Source organism: Flavobacterium sp., from assembly GCF_027490375.1.
Classification (GTDB): Bacteria; Bacteroidota; Bacteroidia; order Flavobacteriales; family Flavobacteriaceae; genus Flavobacterium.
The window spans coordinates 76,828-99,559 of the sequence record NZ_JAIXYH010000070.1 but is presented as its reverse complement, the minus strand read 5'-3'; the positions used below and the strand labels follow the sequence as shown (position 1 = coordinate 99,559).

Here is a 22,732-nt window from a genome sequence, read left to right as displayed (position 1 = left end):
CAAATAAAAATGGAAATTGAGCGATCGTTGTTGCCGAAAAAAAAGACCTTCTAAAATTCTGACTTTGATTTTTAAATCACTTCAATATCTTTGTTCAAACACAAAACACATGAAACCATTTTATACGCTTGCACTGCTTTTACTTGTTGCCCTAACTGCCACTGCGCAAACCAAACCAAAAGTTAAGGGTTCGAAAATTGTTAAGATTGAAAAAAAGGAAGTTGAGGCGTTTAATAAAATTGAAATTGCCGACGATATTGAAGTGTCGCTTATTTCGGCAGCAACGCCGGGAATCGAACTGGAAGCCGACGATAACCTGCAAGATGCGCTCGATTTAAAACTGAACGGAGGAACGATTGTGATATCTACCATTAAAATTCCAACGGGCTATAAAGCGTTTAAAATCAGAATAATGTACGACCCGTCGCTCGAGTTGGTCGTAGCGCGATCAACCGCCGTTGTCAATGTGCTGGAAACGATAAAAGTGAAGGATATTCGCTTTGAAATAAACGATAAAGCCAAACTTTTCTTGAACTCGGAAACCGAGAAAATAAGTGTACAGTTGGATAACGACGCTTCGGCCGAACTTAACATTAAAGCCACCGAATGCAACCTGACGGCACTTAAAACGACCTCGGTTAAAGCACTAATTAACACGGCGACTTTGCAAACCGATTTATACCAAAAAGCTATTGCTAAACTGGAAGGCGACGCCGAGCTTGCCAAATACCGCCTCGACAACAACAGCGCCTTAACTGCAAACAACTTAACGGCTCAGGCAGTCGAAATTGCTACCGAAGCATTTAGCGAAGCCAGTATTCACGCGGCAAAAACCTGCGAAATAAAAGCTTCTGGGAAATCGGAAATTAAACTGTACGGTACACCCAAAGTGGATTTAGCACTGTTTGCCGACAGCGCGAGCTTGTTTAAGAAGGCGGAGAAATAACGGCTACTAAAAGCGGTACAACACGCGAATTGCTTGCTGTTGCTGGTCGGCATAGGGTGAAATTTCCATGTTATTTAGAACACGGGATTCACTTTTGTTGAATAGCTTTGAAATTTCGGGAAATAACCAATACGAAAGTTTCGTGCTTAGAATACCAATTCCAGCTCCCATGGCAACATCGGATAGCCAGTGACGGTTGTTGTACATCCTAAAAAAGCCCGTTCCTGCAGCAACCGTATAGGCTGAAACGCCGTACCAGATGCTTTCGTCTTTAAACTCCTGATAAACCATTTCTGCACCCATGAAAGCAGTGGCAGTATGTCCTGACGGAAAAGAGTTGTCGGAACTTCCGTCGGGGCGCTCAACATTAGACACGTTTTTTAGAATAGTAACGGTAGACGCCATAATTAAAAAAGACGTCCCCGCAATGATGCTGCGTTCTCCTAAATCGTGTTCCGGTTTTACGCCGAGATTAGGCAACACAAATACGGCTGCAAGCGGACTGTATTGCGTAAAATCGTCGATACTCAGCTTTTCATCAATATGTTGCTTAAGCTCGTCGCGCGTGTCGCTATTTAGTGTTTTCAAACTTTCGCTTTCTAGTGCAACGATCCCGTATGAAAACAAGACTGCAGGAACAATTAAATGTTTGAGTTTGTAATCGTGGGTTGTATCAACTGCACTGCTGTCGGTAACAACGTCTGCTTGTTGAGCAGCTGCCTTATGGAGACCGCCGCTAACAAGTAATACTGCCAGAAAAAAGTAAATCCAGTTTCGCATTACTCCAACGAAGCCAAGTAACGTTCGGCATCGAGTGCAGCCATGCAGCCTGTTCCTGCCGCGGTAATAGCCTGGCGGTACACTTGGTCGGCGGCGTCGCCTGCAACAAAAACGCCTGGAACATTGGTTTTTGAGCTACCCGGTACGTTTAAAATATAGCCGGTTTCGTCTAAATTCAAGTAATCTTTAAAAATTGCCGTGTTTGGTGTGTGTCCGATAGCCACAAAGAAACCCGTTGCCGGAATGGTGATGGTTTCGTTGGTAGTTTTGTTCAAGGCGGTAACTCCCGTAACCACATTTCCATCGCCCAGAACTTCGAGGGTTTCGGTATGCATTAAAATCTCGATGTTTTCGGTTTTGCGCACGCGTTCTTCCATGATTTTCGATGCGCGAAATTTCTCGCTGCGCACCAACATCGTTACTTTTTTACAAAGTTTTGATAAGTAATGAGCTTCCTCACAAGCCGAGTCGCCCGCACCTACAATAACAACTTCTTGGTTGCGGTAGAAAAATCCGTCGCACACAGCACAGGCCGAAACGCCGCCACCTTGTTGCAAGTAGTGTTGTTCAGAGGGTAAGCCCAGGTATTTTGCCGAGGCACCGGTGCTTATAATCACTGTTTCCGCATGAATCTCGATCGTGTCATTTACCCAAACTTTGTGTAGGGGTCCGCTAAAATCAACTTTCGTAACCCAGCCGTCGCGCACTTGTGTACCAAAGCGTTCGGCTTGTTCTTTGAGTTGCACCATCATTTCGGGTCCGGTTACGCCGTGCACGTAGCCCGGAAAATTTTCTACTTCATTGGTTGTGGTAAGTTGCCCACCGGGTTGCATTCCTTGATATAAAACGGGGTTCATATTGGCGCGCGACGCATAAATTGCTGCTGTGTAGCCCGCAGGTCCTGAACCTATAATGAGACATTTAAGATGTTCTGCCATAAAAATAAATTTAGAGTTGCAAATGTAAAATTACCCGTGATATGAAATTCAAAAAAGCAATCAGATATATCTATTTGTTGATAAGAAAAGTTTCGTAGGTTGGTATTTGGGCGTTCCCGCCGCTCGTTTAGTGGAATTTTGGTGCGGCGGGCGGTTCCTTCGCTGCTAGTCCGCAAAAATTGGTGCGCAAAACGGCTGCACAACCGGGCTTCTTGGGTCGCCCGTTTGTTTGTGTTTTTGCAGCACAAATTTTCTTACGGGCTATCCGCTGCGGCACCTAACGCGGGGGAGATCTCGTCTGAAAAAAAAGCGTACAACAACAATTTTTCGAATGCTTAAACGTTAGCTTTAAATAATTAAATTACAGTAGTTTTAATGCCTTTTTATAATATGAATAGGGTACATAAAAAGTCTGCGCAGGTGAATGAAAATAGCATTAAAAATTGTTGCGAAACTACATTTCGAACTCGATTCAAGGAGAAATCGGTTTTAAAAAGTATTTTCGGGGTTGTTGCTCGAGCTCGGCTGCTAGTAGTTACAGTACTTATCGTTTGTTTTTGTTATACCACTACAGCGGTTGCGGCATCGTTAAACGTAATTAACAGCTTTGGTCCTGCACCAAAACTGAAAGCTACTACTGATCCGCGTAAGTTTATTCCCAAAGGATACGAACTCGTTTCGATAACAAATGGCGATTTAAACAACGACAAGACTATTGATTGTGTTTTACTCGTGCAAGCAACGAATCCGGCTAATTGGGTAGTAGATTATTACGGAAAGAAAGTAAATCGCAACCGTCGCGGCTTGATTGTATTGTTTGCGAAAAACGGAACGTATGTACTGAGGGCAAAAAATCTGACCTGCTTTTCAAGTGCAGAAGAAGATGGGGGAAATTACATGCCGCCTGATTTGGGTTTAGAAATTAAGAAGTCAAAACTATACATTAGTTATGGGCATGGCAGGTATGGGTATTGGGAATATTGTTTTCGCTGGCAAGCATCAAACTTTGTACTTATTGGATATGAAGGAAGCAGCAATCGGGGTCCAATTGTAGAAGAGGCTACCAGTATTAACTTTTTGACGAATAAGACAAAAATCAGAAAAAATACGATGCTAGAATCGCTTGATGGCGAAGGCATATTCGAAGTTCAATACCTTGACAGAAAACCGAGACCGCTGCTTAAATTAACGGATATAAAGGATTTCGACGAATTAGAAATAGAAGATAAATAAGTATCTGCGGATTCAAGTAAGAATAAAACCAGATTAGTCAGCCAAATGAACCTAGCTGCGTATAATCTTAATTGTAATTGTAAATAAAGTAATTAAGGCGGTGTAACGAAGATTTTTTATCGAACTCACGTTTTTTAGCTCCTTCGGGCTTACGGATTAGCTTCGCGTTGCTCCGCTGATCCTGAAATGGGGGATGCCTCGAGTAAAAAACCGCATTTTTGCAAAATGCGAGTCTTTTTGTTTCCCTAAATTTAAAGCTCCTTCGGGCTTAAGGATTAGCTCCGCGTGGCTCCGCTGATCCTGAGAATGGGGTTGTCTCGAGTCAAAAACCGCATTTTATCAAATGCGTGTTTTTTTGTTTCCGCCTTTTTTAAGTTTCCTTCTGACTTAAAAAAGGCGGAAACAAAAAAACCGACCTCTCAGTCGGTTTTTTACTCGGTCGGGGTGGCAGGATTCGAACCTGCGGCCTCCTGCTCCCAAAGCAGGCGCGATAACCGGGCTACGCTACACCCCGCAGCGGGTGCAAAGATATACTTTTTTCATCCACATGCAACCTATTTTTTTCTGCGATGTAGTGCCAAATACTTTTTTCTAGGCACACCAATAAACAAGCGCGCGTTATTGCAGCCACTTGTCGTTACTTTTCTCGCAACTGTGCAAAAGATTTCGCAAAACGACAGTTTTTTTAAAGCACCACTTCAAATTTCGTCGCCGTATTACCTACCTTTGCTTTCCGGAAACCAACCTTCAACCTATGCTCATTATTGGAATTGCCGGAGGAACAGGCAGCGGAAAAACAACCGTAGTTCATCAAATTATGAACGAACTACCTCAAGCCGAAGTCGGAATTATTTCTCAAGACTCGTACTACCGCGAAAACAACCACCTTTCTTTTGAAGAACGCGCACTCATTAATTTCGACCACCCACGGGCAATCGATTTTGAACTGCTCGTAAAGCATCTTAAAGAACTCAAATCCGGACAAACCATCCACCAACCCGTATATTCGTTCGTTACCCACAACCGTACCGGCGATACTGTGATTACGCATCCGCGGAAAGTAATGATCGTTGAAGGAATCTTAATCCTCGCCAATCCCGAACTTCGCGAACTGTTCGATATCAAAATTTACGTGCACGCCGACTCCGACGAACGCCTCATACGCCGACTCAAACGCGATATCGCCGAACGCGGACGCGACATGGAAGAAGTACTTAACAGGTACCAAAACACACTCAAACCCATGCACGAACAGTTTATCGAACCCACAAAAGCATTCGCCGATATCATTATTCCAAACGATAAATACAATACGGTTGCAATCGATGTAGTTCGTGCCGTAATTAACCAACGTATCAAGTAAGTTTGCTATTTTTATAGCGCTATTTTATCTTCCGCGAAAGCGAAAGCAACCATAACATGAAAGCCAAACTTAAAAATCTGGTCGAAAAATATCCTATTCTCAAAATTTTTGGGAGCAGATACGTGCTGATTTTTATCGCCTTTACCGTTTGGATGCTCTTTTTCGACACCTATTCCTTTCTCGAACACCAAACTGTAAACCGAGAACTAGAAGAACTTGAAGAAAACAGACGCTTTTATCAAGAAGAAATAAAACGCGATCAGAGTAGAATTAAAGTGCTGCAAGACGACGATTTTGTTGAAAAGTATGCGCGCGAAAAATACTATATGAAAAAAGATAGCGAAGACATTTATATTATTGAATACGAAGGCGATACAATCGATTCATCATTCTAAATCACGTAAAATTGAGCGATATTAAATCACAGTTCAGCGCATTTGAAAACGTTTCGGCGGCAAAATGGAAACAGCAGATTCAGTTTGAACTGAAAGGTGCCGACTACAACGAAACGGTGGTGCGCCACGCTTCCGACGGTATTAAAGTTAAACCCTTTTACAATGCCGAAGATCGCGCAACGCACTTGCCCGCAGTACCTAAAACTGCCGCTTTTAAAATTACGGAAACGCTGTATGTCAAGAATGTCGATAAAACCATTCAACGCGCTACTAAGCTTGTAGCCAAAGGTTGCGAAGCAATTATTCTTGATCTTCCCGAGCGTATAACCGATTTTCAGATGACTTTTTCTGCACTTTTGGCGCTGCAGATTCCCATTTTTTTGCGTCCGCAGTTTTACGACGAGATTTTTTTTGCAGCAGTGTCTAAAATCGAAGGCGTTACATTGCTCATTGATCCGATTCACGAATTAGCCGCTACTGGCAATTGGTTTTCGGGTTCCGATAAGCAATTCGGGTTTTTAAATCAAACGCCAACCATTTACATAAACGCCGGTGTGTATCACAATGCGGGCGCAACGCCGGTGCAAACCATTGCTTTTGCCTTGGCTCATGCGGTCGAATACTTCAACCAGCAATCGAAACCAAAAGACGTGGTATTTCAACTCGAATTAGGAAGCGACTATTTTTTTGAAATCGCCGCCATTCGTGCCTTACGTTTGTTGTATCAAACCGTGGCAAACTCCTTCGGAATTACTGCAAAATGTAGTTTAATTGCCATTCCTGGGAAAAGGAACAAAACCATTTATGACTACAACGTAAACATGCTTCGTACCACCACCGAGTGCATGTCGGCTATTTTAGGCGGCGCCGATTTTATTCAAAACCGACTTTACGACGCCTTGTATCATAAAGAAAATGAATTTGGTAACCGAATTGCCCGGAATCAGTTGCTCATTCTGAAGCACGAAGCGCATCTCGACAAGGTTCAAAATCCGTGCGACGGCAGCTATTTTATCGAATCGCTTACTGCGCAAATGGCCCGTTTGGCACTCGAAAAATTAAAGCAAATTGAAGCCGACGGTGGATTTATCGCATCTCTAAAGAAGGAACGTATTCAAGCCCAAATTAAATTACAAGCCGACGCCGAGCAACAAGCGGTTGACGCAGGAAAGCACGTACTTATTGGAACGAATAAATTTAAGAATTCGGCAGATGTAATGAATGATCAGCTTGAATTATATCCGTTTCTAAAGGTGCAGGCGCGCAAAACCATAATTGCACCATTAATTCAAAAACGCCTCGCAGAAAACATCGAACAAGAACGCCTCAAATCTGAAAAATCAACCTTATGAAAAAATTAATTTACCTCTTTTTGTTATTGACTTGTACCGTATTCGGACAGCAAAAACAGTTTCAAATGATTCACAAAGAAACAGGTAAAGTGGAAAGCTATACCGAGGGAACTCGCGTGAAAATGCGAACCGTTTCAGGACAAAAATACGTTGGCGTTTTGAGCTTCACCGAAGACGATAAAATCAAAATCGACGATAATATTTTCGCGCTCGATCAAATTGGTGCAATAAAAATGCAGCCCAAAAAATTCGAAACGCTCAAAAAAGTACTTCTAATTAGTGGCTTAGTTATCGTAGGAACAGGTATTATTTTGGCTACTGCCGGAAGCGAAGCCGCCTTTTTAGTGATTGCAGGAGGTACGGGAGTAACCATTGGCGCCGGAATTCTGGAAGGTATTAACCGAAACCACATTAGCCGACGTTACGACTTTAAGATAAGTACACAGTGAAAAGAAAAGATATAAGTGACCTCGCTCTGCCCGAAGATGCATTTTTTGCAATTCCGGATGGAAAAGCGACCTATGAAACGGCAGAGAAAATTCCGATTAAGGATTTTTATAGTGCAACCGATCTAGAATCGGTGTCGCATTTGGATTTTGGCGCTGGATTTCCACCGTTTTTACGCGGACCCTATGCTACCATGTACGTTCGCAGGCCGTGGACAATTCGACAGTATGCGGGTTTTTCGACCGCTGCAGAAAGTAACGCTTTTTACAAACGAAATTTAGCTGCCGGTCAAAAAGGCTTATCCATTGCATTTGATTTGCCGACGCATCGCGGCTACGATTCGGATCACGAGCGCGTGGTTGGCGATGTTGGAAAAGCAGGCGTTGCCATTGACAGTGTGGAAGACATGAAATTGCTGTTCGATGGTATTCCACTTGATGAGATGTCGGTTTCGATGACTATGAACGGCGCGGTTTTGCCGATTATGGCGTTTTATATCGTCGCAGCAGCGGAGCAAGGTGTGAGTCCGGAGAAATTAGCGGGAACGATTCAAAACGATATCTTGAAGGAGTTTATGGTACGAAATACGTACATCTATCCGCCAGCACCTTCCATGCGAATTATTGCCGATATCTTTAGATATACGAGTAAAAACATGCCCAAGTTTAATTCTATTTCCATTTCGGGCTATCACATGCACGAAGCCGGCGCTACAGCCGAAATAGAATTGGCTTATACTTTAGCCGATGGTTTAGAATACATCCGAACCGGATTGGCAGCGGGCTTAGCGATTGATGATTTTGCACCGCGACTTTCGTTTTTCTGGGCCATTGGCATGAACCATTTTATGGAAATAGCTAAAATGCGTGCCGCGCGATTGCTGTGGGCGAATTTGCTAAAACCTTTTGAACCAAAAGACGAAAAATCCTTGGCTTTACGTACACATTGTCAAACCTCGGGCTGGAGCTTAACAGAGCAAGATCCGTTTAATAATGTGGCACGAACTACTGTTGAAGCGGCAGCTGCTGCTTTTGGCGGAACACAATCGCTACATACCAATGCTTTGGATGAAGCCATCGCGTTACCCACCGATTTTTCGGCACGTATTGCGCGAAACACGCAGTTGTTCCTACAAGAAGAAACCAACATCACGCAAACCGTTGATCCGTGGGGTGGAAGCTATTATGTCGAGCAACTGACTGCTGAGTTGGTGGAAAAAGCTACGGCCTTGATTGAAGAAGTTGAATCGCTTGGCGGAATGACGAAGGCTATAGAAGCCGGGATTCCAAAAATGCGGATTGAAGAAGCGGCAGCACGAAAGCAAGCGCGCATAGATTCTGGGAAGGATATCATCGTGGGCGTTAACAAATATCGTTTGCCGAAAGAAGACGAATTGTCGATTTTAGATGTAGACAATCAGAAAGTGCGTGCAGAACAGATTGAGAAATTGGTTCGGATAAAATCGACACGAGATCAAGCATTGGTCGATGCTGCGTTAGCAAAACTGAGCGCGGCAACACAAACCAACGATAATTTATTGGATTTAGCGATTGAAGCCGCTCGAGTTCGTGCAACTTTGGGCGAAATTAGTTCGGCTTTAGAAGCAGCTTTTGGAAGATATAAAGCCGATATAAAAACATTTAGTGGCGTGTATAGTAAAGAAATAGCGCAAGATCCAGAATTTTTAAAGGCCCGTGAATTAGCTGATCGTTTTGCAGCGAAAGAAGGCCGACGTCCGCGTATTATGATTGCAAAGATGGGTCAAGACGGACACGATCGCGGTGCCAAAGTAGTAGCAACGGGTTATGCCGATGTAGGTTTTGACGTGGATATTGGTCCGCTTTTTCAAACACCAGCGGAGGCTGCACGGCAAGCGGTTGAAAACGATGTCCATATTTTAGGTGTTTCGTCGTTAGCAGCCGGACACAAAACCTTGGTTCCGCAAGTGATTGCTGAGCTGGAGAAGTTGGGTCGCCCCGACATTATGGTTATCGTTGGCGGTGTGATTCCGAAAAAGGATTATCCGTTTTTATTTGAGTCGGGTGCCGTTGCTGTTTTTGGACCTGGAACTCGCATCAGTTTAGCAGCTATAAAAATGCTAGAAATTTTAATTGACGAGTAGAAAACTGCTGGCAATTTGAATATATTTGCAGCCCAAATTCGGGATGTGGCGCAGCCTGGTAGCGTACTAGCATGGGGTGCTAGGGGTCGCAAGTTCGAATCTTGTCATCCCGACAAAAAAGACCGGCGAGAGCCGGTTTTTTTGTTAAAGCGTCTAAGCCCGAAGGAGCGTAAGACGCTTGAGCAAAAAAACCGTGCCTTTTGCAAAAAAGGCGGTCTTTTTTGGACTCGTCTCCTCTTTAAAGATCAGCGGCGCTAATCTTGTCATCCCGACAAAAAAAACCGTGCCTTTTGCAAAAAGGCGGTTTTTTTTGGGCTCGTTTCCCCCTTAAAGATCAGCGCAGCTAATCTTGTCGTAAACTTCAATCAAAAAAGCGGTTTATTTTTGGGCTCGTTTCCCCCTTAAAGATCAGCGCAGCTAATCTTGTCATTAATTCCATTCAAAAAAGGCGTTTTTTTTTGGGCTCGTTTCCCTCTTAAAGATCAGGAAAGCTAATCTTGTCATTAATTCCATTCAAAAAAGGCGTTTTTTTTTTGGCTCGTTTCTAGCTTAAAAATCAATATGTGTTTTTTTGCGAAGTTAGACGAATTTTGAAGCGTTTTTTTTGGCTGAAATGCAAAATTAATTTTGGCATTAAATTTCTGAAAATCAATATTTTGATTTTGTAATTATTGCAATATTACGTATAAATAATTTTAAATTTCAATAACGTTACATATTGTCGATATCTAGTCGATTTTTTAAAAAGATATCTCAATGTCTTACAGTGCACTGATCTTTTTACAGCACAGTTTTTTTTGGCAACGATTTTCTCTGCGTTAGGTGGTGCAGCGAAAAGCGCGCAACGTTGAAGTTCGTGGCAAAATGCAACAGCCGCGGCGACCTAAGAAACGGAGTTCGATAAAAATCATTGTCATATCGCTGTAGACTTTAAATAGTGAGAGTTCGACAAAAGCTGTTTGTAGGTCAACTAATGTTTGACAGAGCGCAATTAAAAGTCGGTCGGACGGACATCTAATCATTTAAACAGTCGCTTGCTTCGTTGTATTTTTTTGCGATATTTCAATATCCCAAAGAAAATACGCCTTGTAATCAACAGTTTAAATGATTTCTGACTTCGATTTTTAATTGAACTCCGTTTCAGAAGCCGTGGATTTTGCTTTTTTTGCCCGTGCTGCAACGGCGTACTTGTAGCGGAAACACCGCCCGCCGCACCTAAAAAAACGTGAGTTCGACATAAAAACCTTTGTTAGATCGCTTGAAATGAAAGCTTTAGATTAGCTACTAATATATTCTATACTATTTTTTACAGCTAATCATTTAAACAGTCGCTTACGTCGTTGTATTTTTTAGAGATACCTCGGTATCCCAAAGAAAATACGCCTCGTAATCAACTATTTAAATGATTTCTAACTTTGATTTTTATATCGAACTCACGTTAAAAAAATAGTTGTGCGCGGCGGGAACGCCCAAATAATCATTGATTTTAATCTAAATTTTACTACTTTTATAACCGTTAACGACCTATGCTTTCATGACCGATTTTTCGACCTATTCGCCCGGATTACACGCCTTATGCCGCTTTGAGCAAATTGCCGCAGAAAAACTAACTCAACTTGATGCATTTCACGGGTTTACTCAAGATTTATGCGCGGATTTAGGCTTGGAAATAGTAGGTGCGAGTTCGTTTGTGTTTGAAAATCAGAGTTATACTGCCTCGTATTGTTTGAAAGAATCACATATTTGTATTCATACTTGGCCTGAATTTCAGTTACTTACACTTGATGTTTATTTATGTAACTTCCTGCAAGACAACAGTGAAAAAGTACGCACTGTCGTTGAAAAGTACCGAACTTTTTTCGCCGCTAATGAAGTTTCAATTTCTGAAGTATACCGATGAAAACTACCATTACTTGTCCAAGCTGTAATCACGAGCAAACGATCGATGTTACTTTTAAAGTCAACTTTTTTGGCTGTGTATCGTGTTTGCGCTATTTCGATAATACAGCTGCAAAAGCGGTGGTGAAAGAAACTTTTAAGCCGTTTTATTTTGAACGATCGTTAAGTGTTGGTGCTTCAGGAACCTTCGATAACGAGGCGTACACCGTAACAGGTTTAGTGATAAAAAGCTTACAAAGTCTTGAGTCGTGGTGCGAATACCTGTTGCAAACACAGAGCGGTAAGCCACTGTACATCAGCGAATCGCAAGGGCACTTCATAAAAATGGAGGCATTGGATGCGACTGTTGATATGACGTCTTTTGAGAAAAATCAGAATTTCGAAGAAATTACGTACACGCGTTTGGCGGTTGCTACACCACGAGTGCGTTTGGCAGTTGGTTATTTTGAAGAAGATGTGCTTCAACCCTCGAAAGTAACCGAATTTATTGCACCGCCGCTGATTATTAGTCGCGAAGTATACGACGAAACGCACACCATTTGGTATAAAGGAGCGCATTTGCCGAGACCTACCGTGAAGAAGGCATTCCGACTTTCAAAACTTGCAGGTCGTTACGGAACTGGTTTGGTACAACCTTTTTATTTTGAACCTTTTCGAGTAGCGCAAATTCTGTTAGCCATGTGTTTGCTGGTAATCGGAATTACGATGTTGCGCAACTATAATCGCGAAGCCACAATAGTTTACGATGCTTTTGTTCCATTGAACGGTGCTTCGGCAAGTGACCTTGTATCCAATTCATTCGAAGTAACGGGAAGTCGCGCGCCACTTACTGTTCATTTAGCGTCGGAGGTTGATAATTCGTGGGCGTCGACAACCATTGGTTTGGTGAATGAAGAAACCAACGAAGAAATTTATGCGACACGCGATTTGGAATTCTATCAAGGTTATGAAGCGGGCGAGCATTGGACAGAAGGTTCAAAATCCGACGAGTTTAATTTTTGTGGCGTACCGGCAGGAAAATACCATTTTATCATCAACGTTTCAAAGTCCGAGATCGATACCACTACTACAGGCGTTCATATTCGAGCTGAATCGGGTATGCCCGTCTACCACAATATGTGGATTGTACTTGTAGTTTGCGTGGTGCTGATTATTGCTGCCTATATTGCCAAAGACAAATTTGAAGAAAATCGCTATTAAGTAGTATGGAAGAAGTGAAAACATTTTTTAGGGAAAACGCGCTTATTATCGCTATTGCAGGCCTCATTTTTGGGGTTTATGCCTACTCTGAATTTCAAGGAAACGAATTTTGCGACTGTGTGAAAACAGAAACATACCGTCCGCAAAGCACAGGAAATATTTATAACTCATCAAGAATTTACCACAAATAACCAGCATTATGAGCGAATTAAACATCAATTTGATTATCAATTCTATCGTTTTTTCGATTATTGGAATCGTAATCATGATTTTAGGCTACTTTTTAATTGAAAAAATTACACCTGAAAATACTTGGAAACAGATCGTACACGAGAAAAATATCGCCGTAGCGATCGTGTTAGGAGCCTTCATCATTGCTATTGCTATGATTGTTAGCGCCGCTATTCATGGATAAACGCAAGCGATTCGAGCTACTATTGCTCGGTGCCGTATTTACGATAGCTACCTGCGGACTCATCTACGAACTAGTAGCTGGCGCCTTAGCGAGTTACCTGCTCGGCGATTCCGTGAAGCAATTCTCGTTCATCATTGGCGTGTATTTGTTTGCCATGGGAATTGGTTCCTATCTGGCTAAATTTCTAACCGGTAATTTGCTGCGCATTTTTATCGATATCGAAATCTTAATCGGATTGGTGGGCGGTTTAAGCTCGGTTGTTTTATTTCTGTTGTTTGAGCAAGTCGATTTCTTTCAGTTTGTTCTCTACCTTTTCGTGTTCGTAACCGGTTGTTTAGTTGGTTTGGAGATTCCGCTGTTAATGAACATCTTGAAAGATCGAGTGGCTTTCAAAGACTTGGTTTCAAACGTTTTTACCTTCGATTACATCGGTGCGCTATTGGCTTCCATTCTTTTCCCACTTTTTTTGGTTCCCAAACTCGGAATCATGGGAACATCGTTGTTTTTCGGACTGATAAACATCTCTATTGCTTGGTTGTTATGCCGATTACTACGTCACGAATTACCCAAACGGTATTGGCTGGAAGGAAAAGCCATAGCCTCGTTTTTAATCTTACTTACTTGCTTCATTTTTACCGATTATATTCAAGCATTTACCGAAAATAAACTCTACGGCGAAAATATAATCATCAGTAAAAATACACGCTACCAACGCATGGTACTGACGCACAAAAACGACGATTACCGTTTGTATCTAAATAACAACCTACAATTTAGTTCGGCCGACGAGTATCGGTATCACGAATCCTTAGTTCACCCTGCATTATCACTGGCTAAAGACGTATCCGATGTGCTTATTTTAGGCGGCGGCGACGGTATGGCCGTGCGCGAAATTCTTAAATATCCGCAAGTTAAAAGCATCACGTTAATCGATCTCGACCAACAGTTAACGAACGCTTTTCAGCAAAACGATGTGCTTAAAAAGCTAAATCATAATTCGCTAAATCATCCAAAAGTTCGCGTTTTCAACGCCGATGCTTATCAGTGGATTAAAACCAACACGAAAAAATACGGTGTTGTAATTATCGATTTCCCCGATCCATCCAATTACAGCATCGGAAAACTCTATGCGCTTAATTTTTACGACGAACTTCAAAAACGCTTGCTTCCCAATGCATTGGTAGCGGTTCAATCGACTTCGCCTTACTTTGCACCGAAGTCGTTTTGGTGCATTCATCAAACAATAAAAGCAATTCTACCACACGCACAAGCCTATCAAACCTATGTGCCATCGTTTGGAGCCTGGGGATTTACCTTAGCATCGCCACAGCCGTTTCAAAATTTTGCGGTGCGGCGTAAGGTGGAAAAACTCCGTTTCTACAACTATAAATTTACCGATCTAACATCGTTTTCACGCGATATGTTGGCTCCCGAGGTCGAAGTAAACAAATTGAATAACCAAATTCTAGTGCGCTATTTCGATGAAGAATGGGGAAATGTTCAATAGCCGTCGTCAGTTTCTAAAGCTCAGTGCAGCAGCTCTTGCTTTTTCGGCACTTGCAGGCGCATGTTCCAGCAAAGCAAAACAACTTATTTTGCAACTGTCTGGTGCCAAACATGTGCTCGGACACCGTTTATGGGCAAAGAATTTTCCTAAACCTTCCCAAGATCTTAAAACAGAAATACTTATTGTAGGCGGCGGAATCACCGGTCTGACTGCCGCTCGTGCCTTAACTAAAATTGGAAAAACCGATTTTCTCCTTTGCGAACTGGAAAATCAAGTCGGCGGAAACTCACGTAACGGCGAAAACAAACACAGTAAGTTCCCTTTAGGCGCTCATTACTTACCGCTTCCCAACAAGGACGATAAGCCACTAATTGCCTTTTTGCAAGAAGCAGGCATTGTTCGCGACATTCAAGCCGACGGAACACTCATCTTCGACGAAACGCAACTAGTGTTCGATCCCGAAGAACGCCTCTTCATCAAAAATAATTGGCAAGACGGTATTATTCCCAAATACGGAATCTCACCCGACGATCAGCGGCAAATCGACCGATTTTTACAAGAAATGGAGTCGTTTCGACGGCAGAAAAACGACGATACATATAGCTTTGCCATTCCTATCACTAAAGTAAAATGGACGCCCGAACTGCGTGCCATCGACCAGCAAACCATGAAACAATGGTGCCTTGCCAATGAATTTACTTCAGATCCTTTACTTGAATATATTGATTATTGCTGTCGAGACGATTTTGGTTTGGGAATCGATTTTGTCTCGGCTTACGCCGGAATTCATTACTTCGCAGCACGTAAGTTCGATCAAGGAAATGAACAGGCCGATACTGTATTAACTTGGCCCGAGGGAAACGCACGCCTTAAAAATCACTTACTGAAATACGCTGCGAATAAAACACTGACTTCGCAACTGGTGTACGACATTAAAACTACCGAAATAGGAGTTGAAGCCTTGGTTTTCGACGAAAAAGCCAACCAAAGTAAACGTATCTTAGCCCAAAAAGTGCTGGTTTGCACACCGCAATACGTCAACAAGTATTTGTTTGAGAAACAACGACAGCTGAGCACACATTTTAACTACGCACCTTGGTTGGTTGCGGCAATCACACTGCGCGATTTTAGCGATAACTTCGAAAATGCGCTGTCTTGGGATAACGTGATTCACGGTGGAGTAGGGCTGGGATACATCAACAACCGCCATCAAGAATTGCAACAACAAACAGGTAAAGATGTAATTTCATACTACCGCGCATTCTCGAAAGCCGATCTTGCAAAAGCGCGAAAATCACTCTATCAAAAATCAGCCGATTTCTGGAAGTCCGAAATCATAAACGATTTAAAAATTGCACATCCGAATATCGAATCATTTATCGAAGAAATCGAAATCTATCGCTGGGGGCACGGCATGATTAGTCCAACGCCCGGTTTCTTGTCTGGCAATGCACTGCGCGAAGCTGCAAAACCAATCGACAATAAAATTTTCTTCGCACACACCGATTTGTCCGGAATTTCGATCTTCGAAGAAGCATTTCATCAAGGTATTCATGTAGTCGAAAACATCTATGGCACAAGCGTGGATTCATAAACCGAAAACCGATTTACTCTTCATCATCGGTCCAACTTGGCTCTCCTTGCTGCTGGTACTCTTGTTTCACCGGCAGTTTACCGAGCTCCAAGAACAATATAATACCCTGTTTTGGCTCGTGTTAATTGTGTTTATCGATGTCGCTCACGTGTATGCAACCTTGTTTAAAACCTACTTCAATCGCGCGTATCGTCGAGAAAATCGCAAGCTATTACTCGGCCTTCCCCTGTTTTGTTTTGTACTCGGACTCACGCTAATGGCATTCGGGCAACTCGTTTTTTGGTCGTTTTTAGCGTACGTCGCCGTTTTTCATTTTGTGCGCCAGCAGTACGGTTTTTTTAAAATTTACGCCCGCTTCGAATCGAAACCCATGCCGATTATCGATACCCTAACCATATATGCAGCAACAATTTACCCAATGTTGTATTGGTTTTTGAGTCCGGCACGAAACTTCAATTGGTTTCTCGAAGACGAGTTTTTTACGTCAAACCAGCCGCTGTTACGAAGTATTTTAGGCTACGCATATTTAGCAATTTTGCTGCTCTACCACACAAAAGTGGTTCGCAATTTTATTCAAACCAAATCGTTTAACTGGCCCAAAAATTTACTGCTGTGGAGCACTGCTTTGTCTTGGTATTTCGGTATAGTGCACTTCAATAACGACTTAATATTCACCCTATTAAATGTCGTTTCACACGGCATTCCTTACATGGCGCTGGTGTATGTGCGCACGCAAAGCAGCACCCAAGCACGGCAAACGCGATACACTAAATATGTTGCCATCTTTATAGCTGTTTTATTGTGTTTAGGTCTCGCCGAAGAACTACTCTGGGAAGGTTTAGTCTGGCAAGAACACCTCACATTTCCAATTCAAATCCACAATTCCTGGCAGTTTCTCTGGGTTCCGCTGCTTAGTGTACCTCAATTTACCCATTATTTGCTCGACGGTTTTATCTGGAAATCAGCACCCAAATGATTTTGTTTTTGTCTTTGGGCAGTCCGGCGGACGTTCACTGGAAATCCCTACCAGCCGCCGTCGGGTTTTTCGCTGCAAGTTTTTCGCCGCTCGGCTGTCTGCGTACGGGCTGCAAGGGCTTCTTTCAGTCGCCGTTTCGCTCCAACGCAGCCAAGCCAAGCAGCCAAAAAGCTTTCCGCTGCAACCCCTACTGCAAAAACGTGCGCCACAATACGTTCGCAAAAAAATTGCGCTGCTTCAAAATCGTTTTACACGAATATTTCCGCAAATCAATTCAAAAACAAAAGGCGTAAATCATCCAATTAGTCGAAAATAAGGCGCGCTATTCTGGGAATACCGGCGTTTCGCAAGAACATAAATCGAGTTCAACAACAGTCTAATCGATTAGCTTTCAGGACTTCCCACGTTAAAGGCTCATTTATCAACAATAAAGTCTGTTCTACGCAATCAGAACTGGTTTATTAGCGTATTTGAGTTCGCAACTTTTCGTCTTTTTTCCCACGTTCAAATTCGAAAAATGCGACCCACTGTTGTAATGCTTTTCTTAACTTTACACAAATATCAGCCAAGCATGGAGCACATTCTAGAAGTTTCAGATGTTGTAAAAAAATACGGCGATTACACGGCCTTAAACCACGTATCGCTTTCGGTTCCTAAAGGTTCCATTTACGGATTATTAGGGCCCAACGGCGCCGGAAAAACTTCCTTAATCCGAATCATCAACCAAATAACAATGCCCGATAGCGGCCGCGTAATTCTCGACGGTGAACCGCTTCAACCCAAACACATTCAGAGTATTGGGTACTTGCCGGAAGAACGCGGTTTGTATAAAACCATGAAAGTAGGCGAACAATGTTTGTACCTAGCGCAGCTTAAAGGGATGTCTAAAAAAGACGCTAAAGCGCAACTCGACTTCTGGTTCGAAAAACTCGAAATTACCTCTTGGTGGAACAAGAAAATTCAGGAGTTAAGCAAAGGAATGGCGCAGAAAATTCAGTTTGTTGTTTGCGTACTCCACAAACCTAAATTACTCATTTTCGACGAACCGTTTTCTGGTTTCGATCCGGTAAACGCCAACTTGATCAAAGACGAAATTCTCGAACTAAAACGGCAAGGTTCCACCATTATCTTCTCGACACACCGCATGGAAAGCGTCGAAGAATTGTGCGACTACATTGCGCTAATTCACAAGTCAAACAAACTAATTGAAGGCAAACTCGACGACGTAAAGCGCCAGTACCGAACCGCAACGTACCGTATCGGCGTACTCACGCAAAATACCGAACAACTGTTGTATCAATTAACCCAAAAATATACGGTGGCGCAAACGCATTTCAAATCGCTTAATCAAGAGCTGCAATTAGAGGTGGCCATTGGCAACGATACGCCTAACAACCTACTGTCATTACTGCTCAACAACGGTATGGTAACGCATTTCGAAGAGAAAATCCCTTCCGTTAACGACATATTCATTCAAACCGTAACTCAAAACTAATATGAGCCTTTTAAAGCTGATCATCAAGCGCGAGTTTATCGCGAAAGTGCGAAATAAGTCGTTTATCGTAATGACATTTTTGAGTCCGCTGATTTTTGTCGTAATCGCGGCAGTAGTTGGCTATTTGGCAAGCATGAAAGCCGATTTACGCCGAATTGCCGTTCACGATCCGGCAAACGTCATTTTCAATACACTAAAAAACACTGAAGAATACCGCTACGTAAACACCTCGGGCTTAGCGGTAGCCGTCCTCCGCGACAGCGTTAAAGCCGAAAAATTCGACGGCCTTTTAGTTGTTCCCGCAACGACCAAAACCAATGAAATTGCACAAAAAACGCAGTACTATTCGAACGAAAGTGCACCACTCGAGTTAATACTCGACTTGGAAGACCAACTGAGCGAGAAACTAACCGCACAAAATTATCAGGCCGCCGGAATCGATACGTTAGCCATCAATAAAGCACAAGCCGACGTTTCCATTCAGTTAAAGAAATCTTCGGGTGAAGACACCATCAAAGGCGCTTCCTTAATCCGAATCATTATCGGTGGTGGCTTTGGTTATCTCATCATGATGTTTATCATCATCTACGGAAATTTAGTGATGCGCAGCGTTATCGAAGAAAAAACAAACCGAATTATCGAGATTATCATTTCCTCAGTAAAGCCATTTCAACTTATGTTGGGAAAAATAATAGGAACTTCGCTCGCCGGCTTGCTGCAATTCGGAATTTGGATTGTGCTCGGAATCACTTTGCTTACCATAGCATCGGCAGTATTCGGAATCGAAACGGGCGGAACGGCGGGTATCGCTGCCAATGCCGCAGCCGAACAAGTCGATCCATCCAAAATTCAACAACTACTTGCAGCTGTCTGGGATCTGCCCATTGCAACTATATTAATTTCGTTTGTGCTGTATTTTATCGGCGGTTACTTCCTTTACAGTTCGTTTTATGCAGCCATTGGCGCAGCCGTCGACAACGAAACCGATTCGCAACAATTCTTACTTCCTATCATTATGCCACTGGTGCTGGGTGTGTATATTGGCTTTTTTACCGTAATCAACGACCCGCACGGAACTGTTGCCACAGTATTTAGTATTGTGCCCCTAACTTCGCCAATTGTAATGCTTATGCGCATTCCGTTTGGTGTGCCCATTTGGCAAGTGATTTTAAGTATTGTTCTGCTTTTTGCCACTTTTGTGCTGGTAGTTTGGTTTGCAGCAAAAATTTATCGCGTCGGAATTTTAATGTACGGCAAGAAACCAACTTGGAAAGAAATTATTAAATGGACGAAATACGACTAATACGTGAGTAAAATTTTAATTATTGAAGATGAAGCGGCTATTCGCCGTGTATTGATAAAAATTCTTTCAGAAGAAAGTGAAAGTTACGCTGTCGAAGAAGCTGAAGACGGCGTTAGCGGACTCGAGAAGATCAAAAATTCGGATTACGATTTAGTTCTATGCGACATCAAAATGCCGAAAATGGATGGTGTCGAACTGCTAGAAGCTGTAAAAAAAATAAAGCCGGAAATTCCTATGGTGATGATTTCTGGTCATGGCGACATGGATACGGCCATCCAAACGATGAAACTCGGCGCCTTCGATTACATCTCAAAACCACCCGATTTAAACCGTTTGCTCAACACCGTACGTAATGCGCTCGACAAAAAACAGCTCGTAGTTGAAAATAAGATTCTTAAAAAGAAAGTTAGCAAAAGCTACGAAATGATCGGCGAAAGCGAGCCCATCAATCACATTAAACTCATGATTGAGAAGGTAGCGAAAACAGAAGCACGTGTTTTGATAACCGGACCAAACGGTACTGGAAAAGAATTAGTAGCCCATCAATTACACGAACAAAGCGATCGGGCAGCTGCTCCAATGATCGAAGTAAATTGCGCTGCCATACCTTCGGAACTTATTGAAAGCGAATTGTTCGGACACGTTAAAGGCGCTTTTACCTCGGCCGTTAAAGATCGTGCGGGGAAATTTGAAGCTGCCGACGGTGGTACGATTTTCTTAGACGAAATTGGCGATATGAGTCTTTCCGCGCAAGCGAAAGTACTACGCGCACTTCAAGAAAATGTGGTGACACGTGTAGGTGCCGATAAAGACATTAAAGTAAACGTTCGCGTAATTGCGGCTACAAACAAAGATTTAAAAACAGAAATTGCCGAAGGACGTTTTCGCGAAGATTTATACCATAGATTGGCGGTGATTTTGATAAAAGTTCCTTCGCTAAACGAACGAAGAAGTGACATTCCGTTGCTGATTAATCATTTCGCTGCCAAAATTGCCGAAGAACAAGGAACTGCTGTTAAGAAATTCTCGGAATCGGCAATTACCTTATTGCAAGAGTACGATTGGACAGGAAACATCCGAGAACTACGCAATGTGGTTGAACGCTTGATTATTTTGAGCGGACAAGAAATCTCGGAAAACGATGTAAAATTATTTGCCAGTAAATGAATTTAAAGAAAATTAAGCCCGAAGTAGCACAGTGGCTAAACGATTTGGGCGCCACAACAGCGACCGAATTGCAGGAAGAAACATGGTCGCTGATTAAATCGGGCGTTACTACTGCCGTTCTCGCTCCAAAAGGTTCGGGAAAAACTACGGCCTTAGCTATGCATGTGGCTCAAAAACTCGATGGCGCCCACGAACAATCGCCTCGAGCATTAGTTTTGTTACCTGATAATCCGGCGGTGGATGCTTTTGTACTCAACACAACTTCTTTGTTTAGTTCGCTCGACTTAAAGCTGTATCCCGTTTACGACAAACGAGATATCGATGTCGAGAAAAATGAAATCAGTGAAGGAATCGACATATTGGTAGCGCCAATAAGTAAAGCGGCATTAATTTTTGCGGGAGCGGGTTTTAACGCCAATCGTTTGAAAATAATTGCAGTCGATCAGCTGGAAGATATGGTTGCCACTAGAAACGAAACCAAATTGCTGCGAATTTTAGACAGTATTTTCGTCGGACAACGATTAATTTTCGCTGAAAAGTACAACGAGAAAATTGAAATGGTTATTGATCGTGTTTGCGAAGAAGGCGAAATTTTTGATTACTTAGATTAATGGAATTTTTCAAACAAAATAAGAAAGCAAAAGCCGAGCTAAACTCCGGATTTGGCACCAGCGCTACCAGTTACGGCGGCAGATTTGTGAATAAAGACGGCTCCGCGAATATTCGTAAACGCGGACTTTCTTTTTTTGATCGGATCAGTTGGTATCACACCATGCTCGACATGCCTACGTGGAAATTCTTGTCGATTTTATTTGGATTCTATTTCGCAATCAATCTAGTTTTTGCCAGCTTGTACTATCTTATTGGGATTGAGTATTTAAACGGCATAGACAACAATGGTTCTGAGTGGCTAAAATTTGGAAAAGCTTACTTTTTCTCGGCTCAAACCTTTACCACTGTGGGTTACGGTCATATTTCACCAAACGGATTTGCGACGAGTACTTTAGCCGCTGCTGAAGCCTTAGTTGGTTTGCTGAGTTTTTCCATTGCAACAGGATTGTTTTTCGGACGTTTTAGCAGACCGCGTGCGTATATTAAATTTTCCGATTGTGCGGTAATTGCTCCATATCGCGGTGGTACCGCACTGATGTTGCGTTTGGTTCCTTTTAAAAACACCAATTTAACCGATGCGTATGTCAAAATTACCTTAGGAATGGTCGTTGAAGAAGACGGAAAAAAGGTCAATAAATTCTATCAGCTACCGCTTGAGATGCAGCACGTAAATTTGCTAACCTTATCGTGGACAGTGGTTCATCCGATTACGGAGGAAAGTCCGCTCTATCAATTCACAGCAGCAGATTTCGCTAAAATTGAAGGAGAAATTTTAGTATTTATCAAAGCTTTCGACGAAATGTTTTGTACTACTGTGGCAGCAAATTCCAGCTATCTGTTTACAGAAATTAAGTACGGTGCGAAGTTTAACATGATGTATTTCGATGCGCCGGATGATACGATAACTATACTGGAACTTGACAAACTAAACGACGTAACCGCAGTAGAGTTGCCAAATTAAAATCACTGAAAATTCTACAAAGAACGA

At 42.5% G+C, this 22,732-nt stretch carries 22 protein-coding genes and 2 tRNA genes; 21 read left to right on the top strand and 3 right to left on the bottom strand.

All coding sequences use genetic code 11. The annotated features are described in order from the left end of the window. The first annotated feature begins 109 nt into the window (after positions 1-109). Entirely contained in the window at positions 110-946 is an 837-nt protein-coding gene (locus Q0064_RS09885; protein ID WP_298147883.1) for a DUF2807 domain-containing protein, read from the top strand. 6 nt (positions 947-952) lie between these two features. On the opposite strand, the gene Q0064_RS09880 is transcribed toward Q0064_RS09885, so the two are convergent. Next, positions 953-1,726: a phosphatase PAP2 family protein gene (locus Q0064_RS09880; RefSeq protein WP_298147881.1), complete on the bottom strand. Its 774-nt coding sequence runs from the start codon at positions 1,724-1,726 to the stop codon at positions 953-955. Continuing rightward, positions 1,726-2,664 carry a thioredoxin-disulfide reductase gene (trxB, locus tag Q0064_RS09875; protein ID WP_298147879.1) on the bottom strand — a complete coding sequence of 313 codons (939 nt, stop codon included), beginning with the start codon at positions 2,662-2,664 and terminating at the stop codon, positions 1,726-1,728. The genes Q0064_RS09880 and trxB overlap by 1 nt, the downstream gene beginning before the upstream one ends. A gap of 390 nt (positions 2,665-3,054) precedes the next feature. Here trxB and Q0064_RS09870 point away from each other — a divergent pair, with 390 nt between their 5' ends. Continuing rightward, positions 3,055-3,897, top strand: a complete 843-nt coding sequence (locus tag Q0064_RS09870) for a hypothetical protein (protein WP_298147875.1) — start codon at positions 3,055-3,057, stop codon at positions 3,895-3,897. Positions 3,898-4,336: 439 nt separating this feature from the next. Here Q0064_RS09870 and Q0064_RS09865 read toward each other — a convergent pair. After that, positions 4,337-4,411, bottom strand: a tRNA-Pro gene (locus Q0064_RS09865). Between the two features lie 240 nt (positions 4,412-4,651). Between Q0064_RS09865 and udk the strand changes: the two genes are divergently transcribed. The 19 genes from udk to Q0064_RS09770 all read left to right on the top strand — a co-directional run bounded on the left by udk (position 4,652) and on the right by Q0064_RS09770 (position 22,705). Beyond that, positions 4,652-5,260 carry a uridine kinase gene (udk, locus tag Q0064_RS09860; RefSeq protein ID WP_094485509.1) on the top strand — a complete coding sequence of 203 codons (609 nt, stop codon included), beginning with the start codon at positions 4,652-4,654 and terminating at the stop codon, positions 5,258-5,260. 56 nt (positions 5,261-5,316) lie between these two features. Next, positions 5,317-5,655, top strand: a complete 339-nt coding sequence (locus tag Q0064_RS09855) for a septum formation initiator family protein (protein WP_298147871.1) — start codon at positions 5,317-5,319, stop codon at positions 5,653-5,655. 11 nt (positions 5,656-5,666) lie between these two features. Then, positions 5,667-7,007 carry a methylmalonyl-CoA mutase family protein gene (locus Q0064_RS09850; RefSeq protein WP_298147868.1) on the top strand — a complete coding sequence of 447 codons (1,341 nt, stop codon included), beginning with the start codon at positions 5,667-5,669 and terminating at the stop codon, positions 7,005-7,007. Further along, positions 7,004-7,456 carry a hypothetical protein gene (locus Q0064_RS09845; protein ID WP_298147866.1) on the top strand — a complete coding sequence of 151 codons (453 nt, stop codon included), beginning with the start codon at positions 7,004-7,006 and terminating at the stop codon, positions 7,454-7,456. The genes Q0064_RS09850 and Q0064_RS09845 overlap by 4 nt, the downstream gene beginning before the upstream one ends. Positions 7,457-7,482: 26 nt before the next feature. Then, the gene (gene scpA / locus Q0064_RS09840; RefSeq protein WP_298148045.1) at positions 7,483-9,576 is read left to right on the top strand and encodes a methylmalonyl-CoA mutase; all 2,094 of its coding nucleotides are present in this window, start codon (positions 7,483-7,485) and stop codon (positions 9,574-9,576) included. Positions 9,577-9,615: 39 nt separating this feature from the next. Then, a tRNA-Pro gene (locus Q0064_RS09835) sits at positions 9,616-9,689 on the top strand. 1,421 nt (positions 9,690-11,110) lie between these two features. Then, positions 11,111-11,476, top strand: a complete 366-nt coding sequence (locus Q0064_RS09830) for an S-adenosylmethionine decarboxylase (protein WP_298147863.1) — start codon at positions 11,111-11,113, stop codon at positions 11,474-11,476. Then, positions 11,473-12,675: a hypothetical protein gene (locus Q0064_RS09825; RefSeq protein WP_298147859.1), complete on the top strand. Its 1,203-nt coding sequence runs from the start codon at positions 11,473-11,475 to the stop codon at positions 12,673-12,675. Before Q0064_RS09830 ends, Q0064_RS09825 begins: the two co-directional genes overlap by 4 nt. A 5-nt stretch (positions 12,676-12,680) precedes the next feature. Then, positions 12,681-12,866, top strand: coding sequence for a hypothetical protein (locus Q0064_RS09820; RefSeq protein WP_298147856.1), 186 nt, complete (start codon positions 12,681-12,683; stop codon positions 12,864-12,866). 8 nt (positions 12,867-12,874) lie between these two features. Further along, positions 12,875-13,090, top strand: coding sequence for a DUF350 domain-containing protein (locus Q0064_RS09815; protein ID WP_298147853.1), 216 nt, complete (start codon positions 12,875-12,877; stop codon positions 13,088-13,090). Then, a complete protein-coding gene (locus Q0064_RS09810; protein WP_298147850.1) occupies positions 13,083-14,597 on the top strand; it encodes a polyamine aminopropyltransferase in 1,515 nt (504 codons plus the stop codon). The genes Q0064_RS09815 and Q0064_RS09810 overlap by 8 nt, the downstream gene beginning before the upstream one ends. After that, the gene (locus Q0064_RS09805; RefSeq protein WP_298147847.1) at positions 14,587-16,191 is read left to right on the top strand and encodes an NAD(P)-binding protein; all 1,605 of its coding nucleotides are present in this window, start codon (positions 14,587-14,589) and stop codon (positions 16,189-16,191) included. Before Q0064_RS09810 ends, Q0064_RS09805 begins: the two co-directional genes overlap by 11 nt. Continuing rightward, positions 16,169-17,167 carry a hypothetical protein gene (locus tag Q0064_RS09800; protein ID WP_298147844.1) on the top strand — a complete coding sequence of 333 codons (999 nt, stop codon included), beginning with the start codon at positions 16,169-16,171 and terminating at the stop codon, positions 17,165-17,167. The genes Q0064_RS09805 and Q0064_RS09800 overlap by 23 nt, the downstream gene beginning before the upstream one ends. Beyond that, complete coding sequence (locus tag Q0064_RS09795) at positions 17,164-17,460, top strand: hypothetical protein (protein ID WP_298147841.1); 297 nt, start codon at positions 17,164-17,166, stop codon at positions 17,458-17,460. Before Q0064_RS09800 ends, Q0064_RS09795 begins: the two co-directional genes overlap by 4 nt. A gap of 278 nt (positions 17,461-17,738) precedes the next feature. Next, positions 17,739-18,662 (top strand): ABC transporter ATP-binding protein, encoded by a 924-nt coding sequence (locus Q0064_RS09790; RefSeq protein WP_094485496.1) that lies wholly within the window; start codon positions 17,739-17,741, stop codon positions 18,660-18,662. Position 18,663: 1 nt separating this feature from the next. Continuing rightward, a complete protein-coding gene (locus Q0064_RS09785) occupies positions 18,664-19,965 on the top strand; it encodes an ABC transporter permease (RefSeq protein WP_298147839.1) in 1,302 nt (433 codons plus the stop codon). A 3-nt stretch (positions 19,966-19,968) separates the two neighbouring features. Further along, positions 19,969-21,132 carry a sigma-54 dependent transcriptional regulator gene (locus tag Q0064_RS09780; RefSeq protein ID WP_298147835.1) on the top strand — a complete coding sequence of 388 codons (1,164 nt, stop codon included), beginning with the start codon at positions 19,969-19,971 and terminating at the stop codon, positions 21,130-21,132. Next, positions 21,129-21,743, top strand: coding sequence for a DEAD/DEAH box helicase (locus Q0064_RS09775; RefSeq protein WP_298147832.1), 615 nt, complete (start codon positions 21,129-21,131; stop codon positions 21,741-21,743). The genes Q0064_RS09780 and Q0064_RS09775 overlap by 4 nt, the downstream gene beginning before the upstream one ends. Beyond that, on the top strand, positions 21,743-22,705 hold the full coding sequence (locus Q0064_RS09770; RefSeq protein ID WP_298147829.1) for an ion channel: 963 nt from the start codon (positions 21,743-21,745) through the stop codon (positions 22,703-22,705). Before Q0064_RS09775 ends, Q0064_RS09770 begins: the two co-directional genes overlap by 1 nt. Positions 22,706-22,732: the final 27 nt, after the last annotated feature.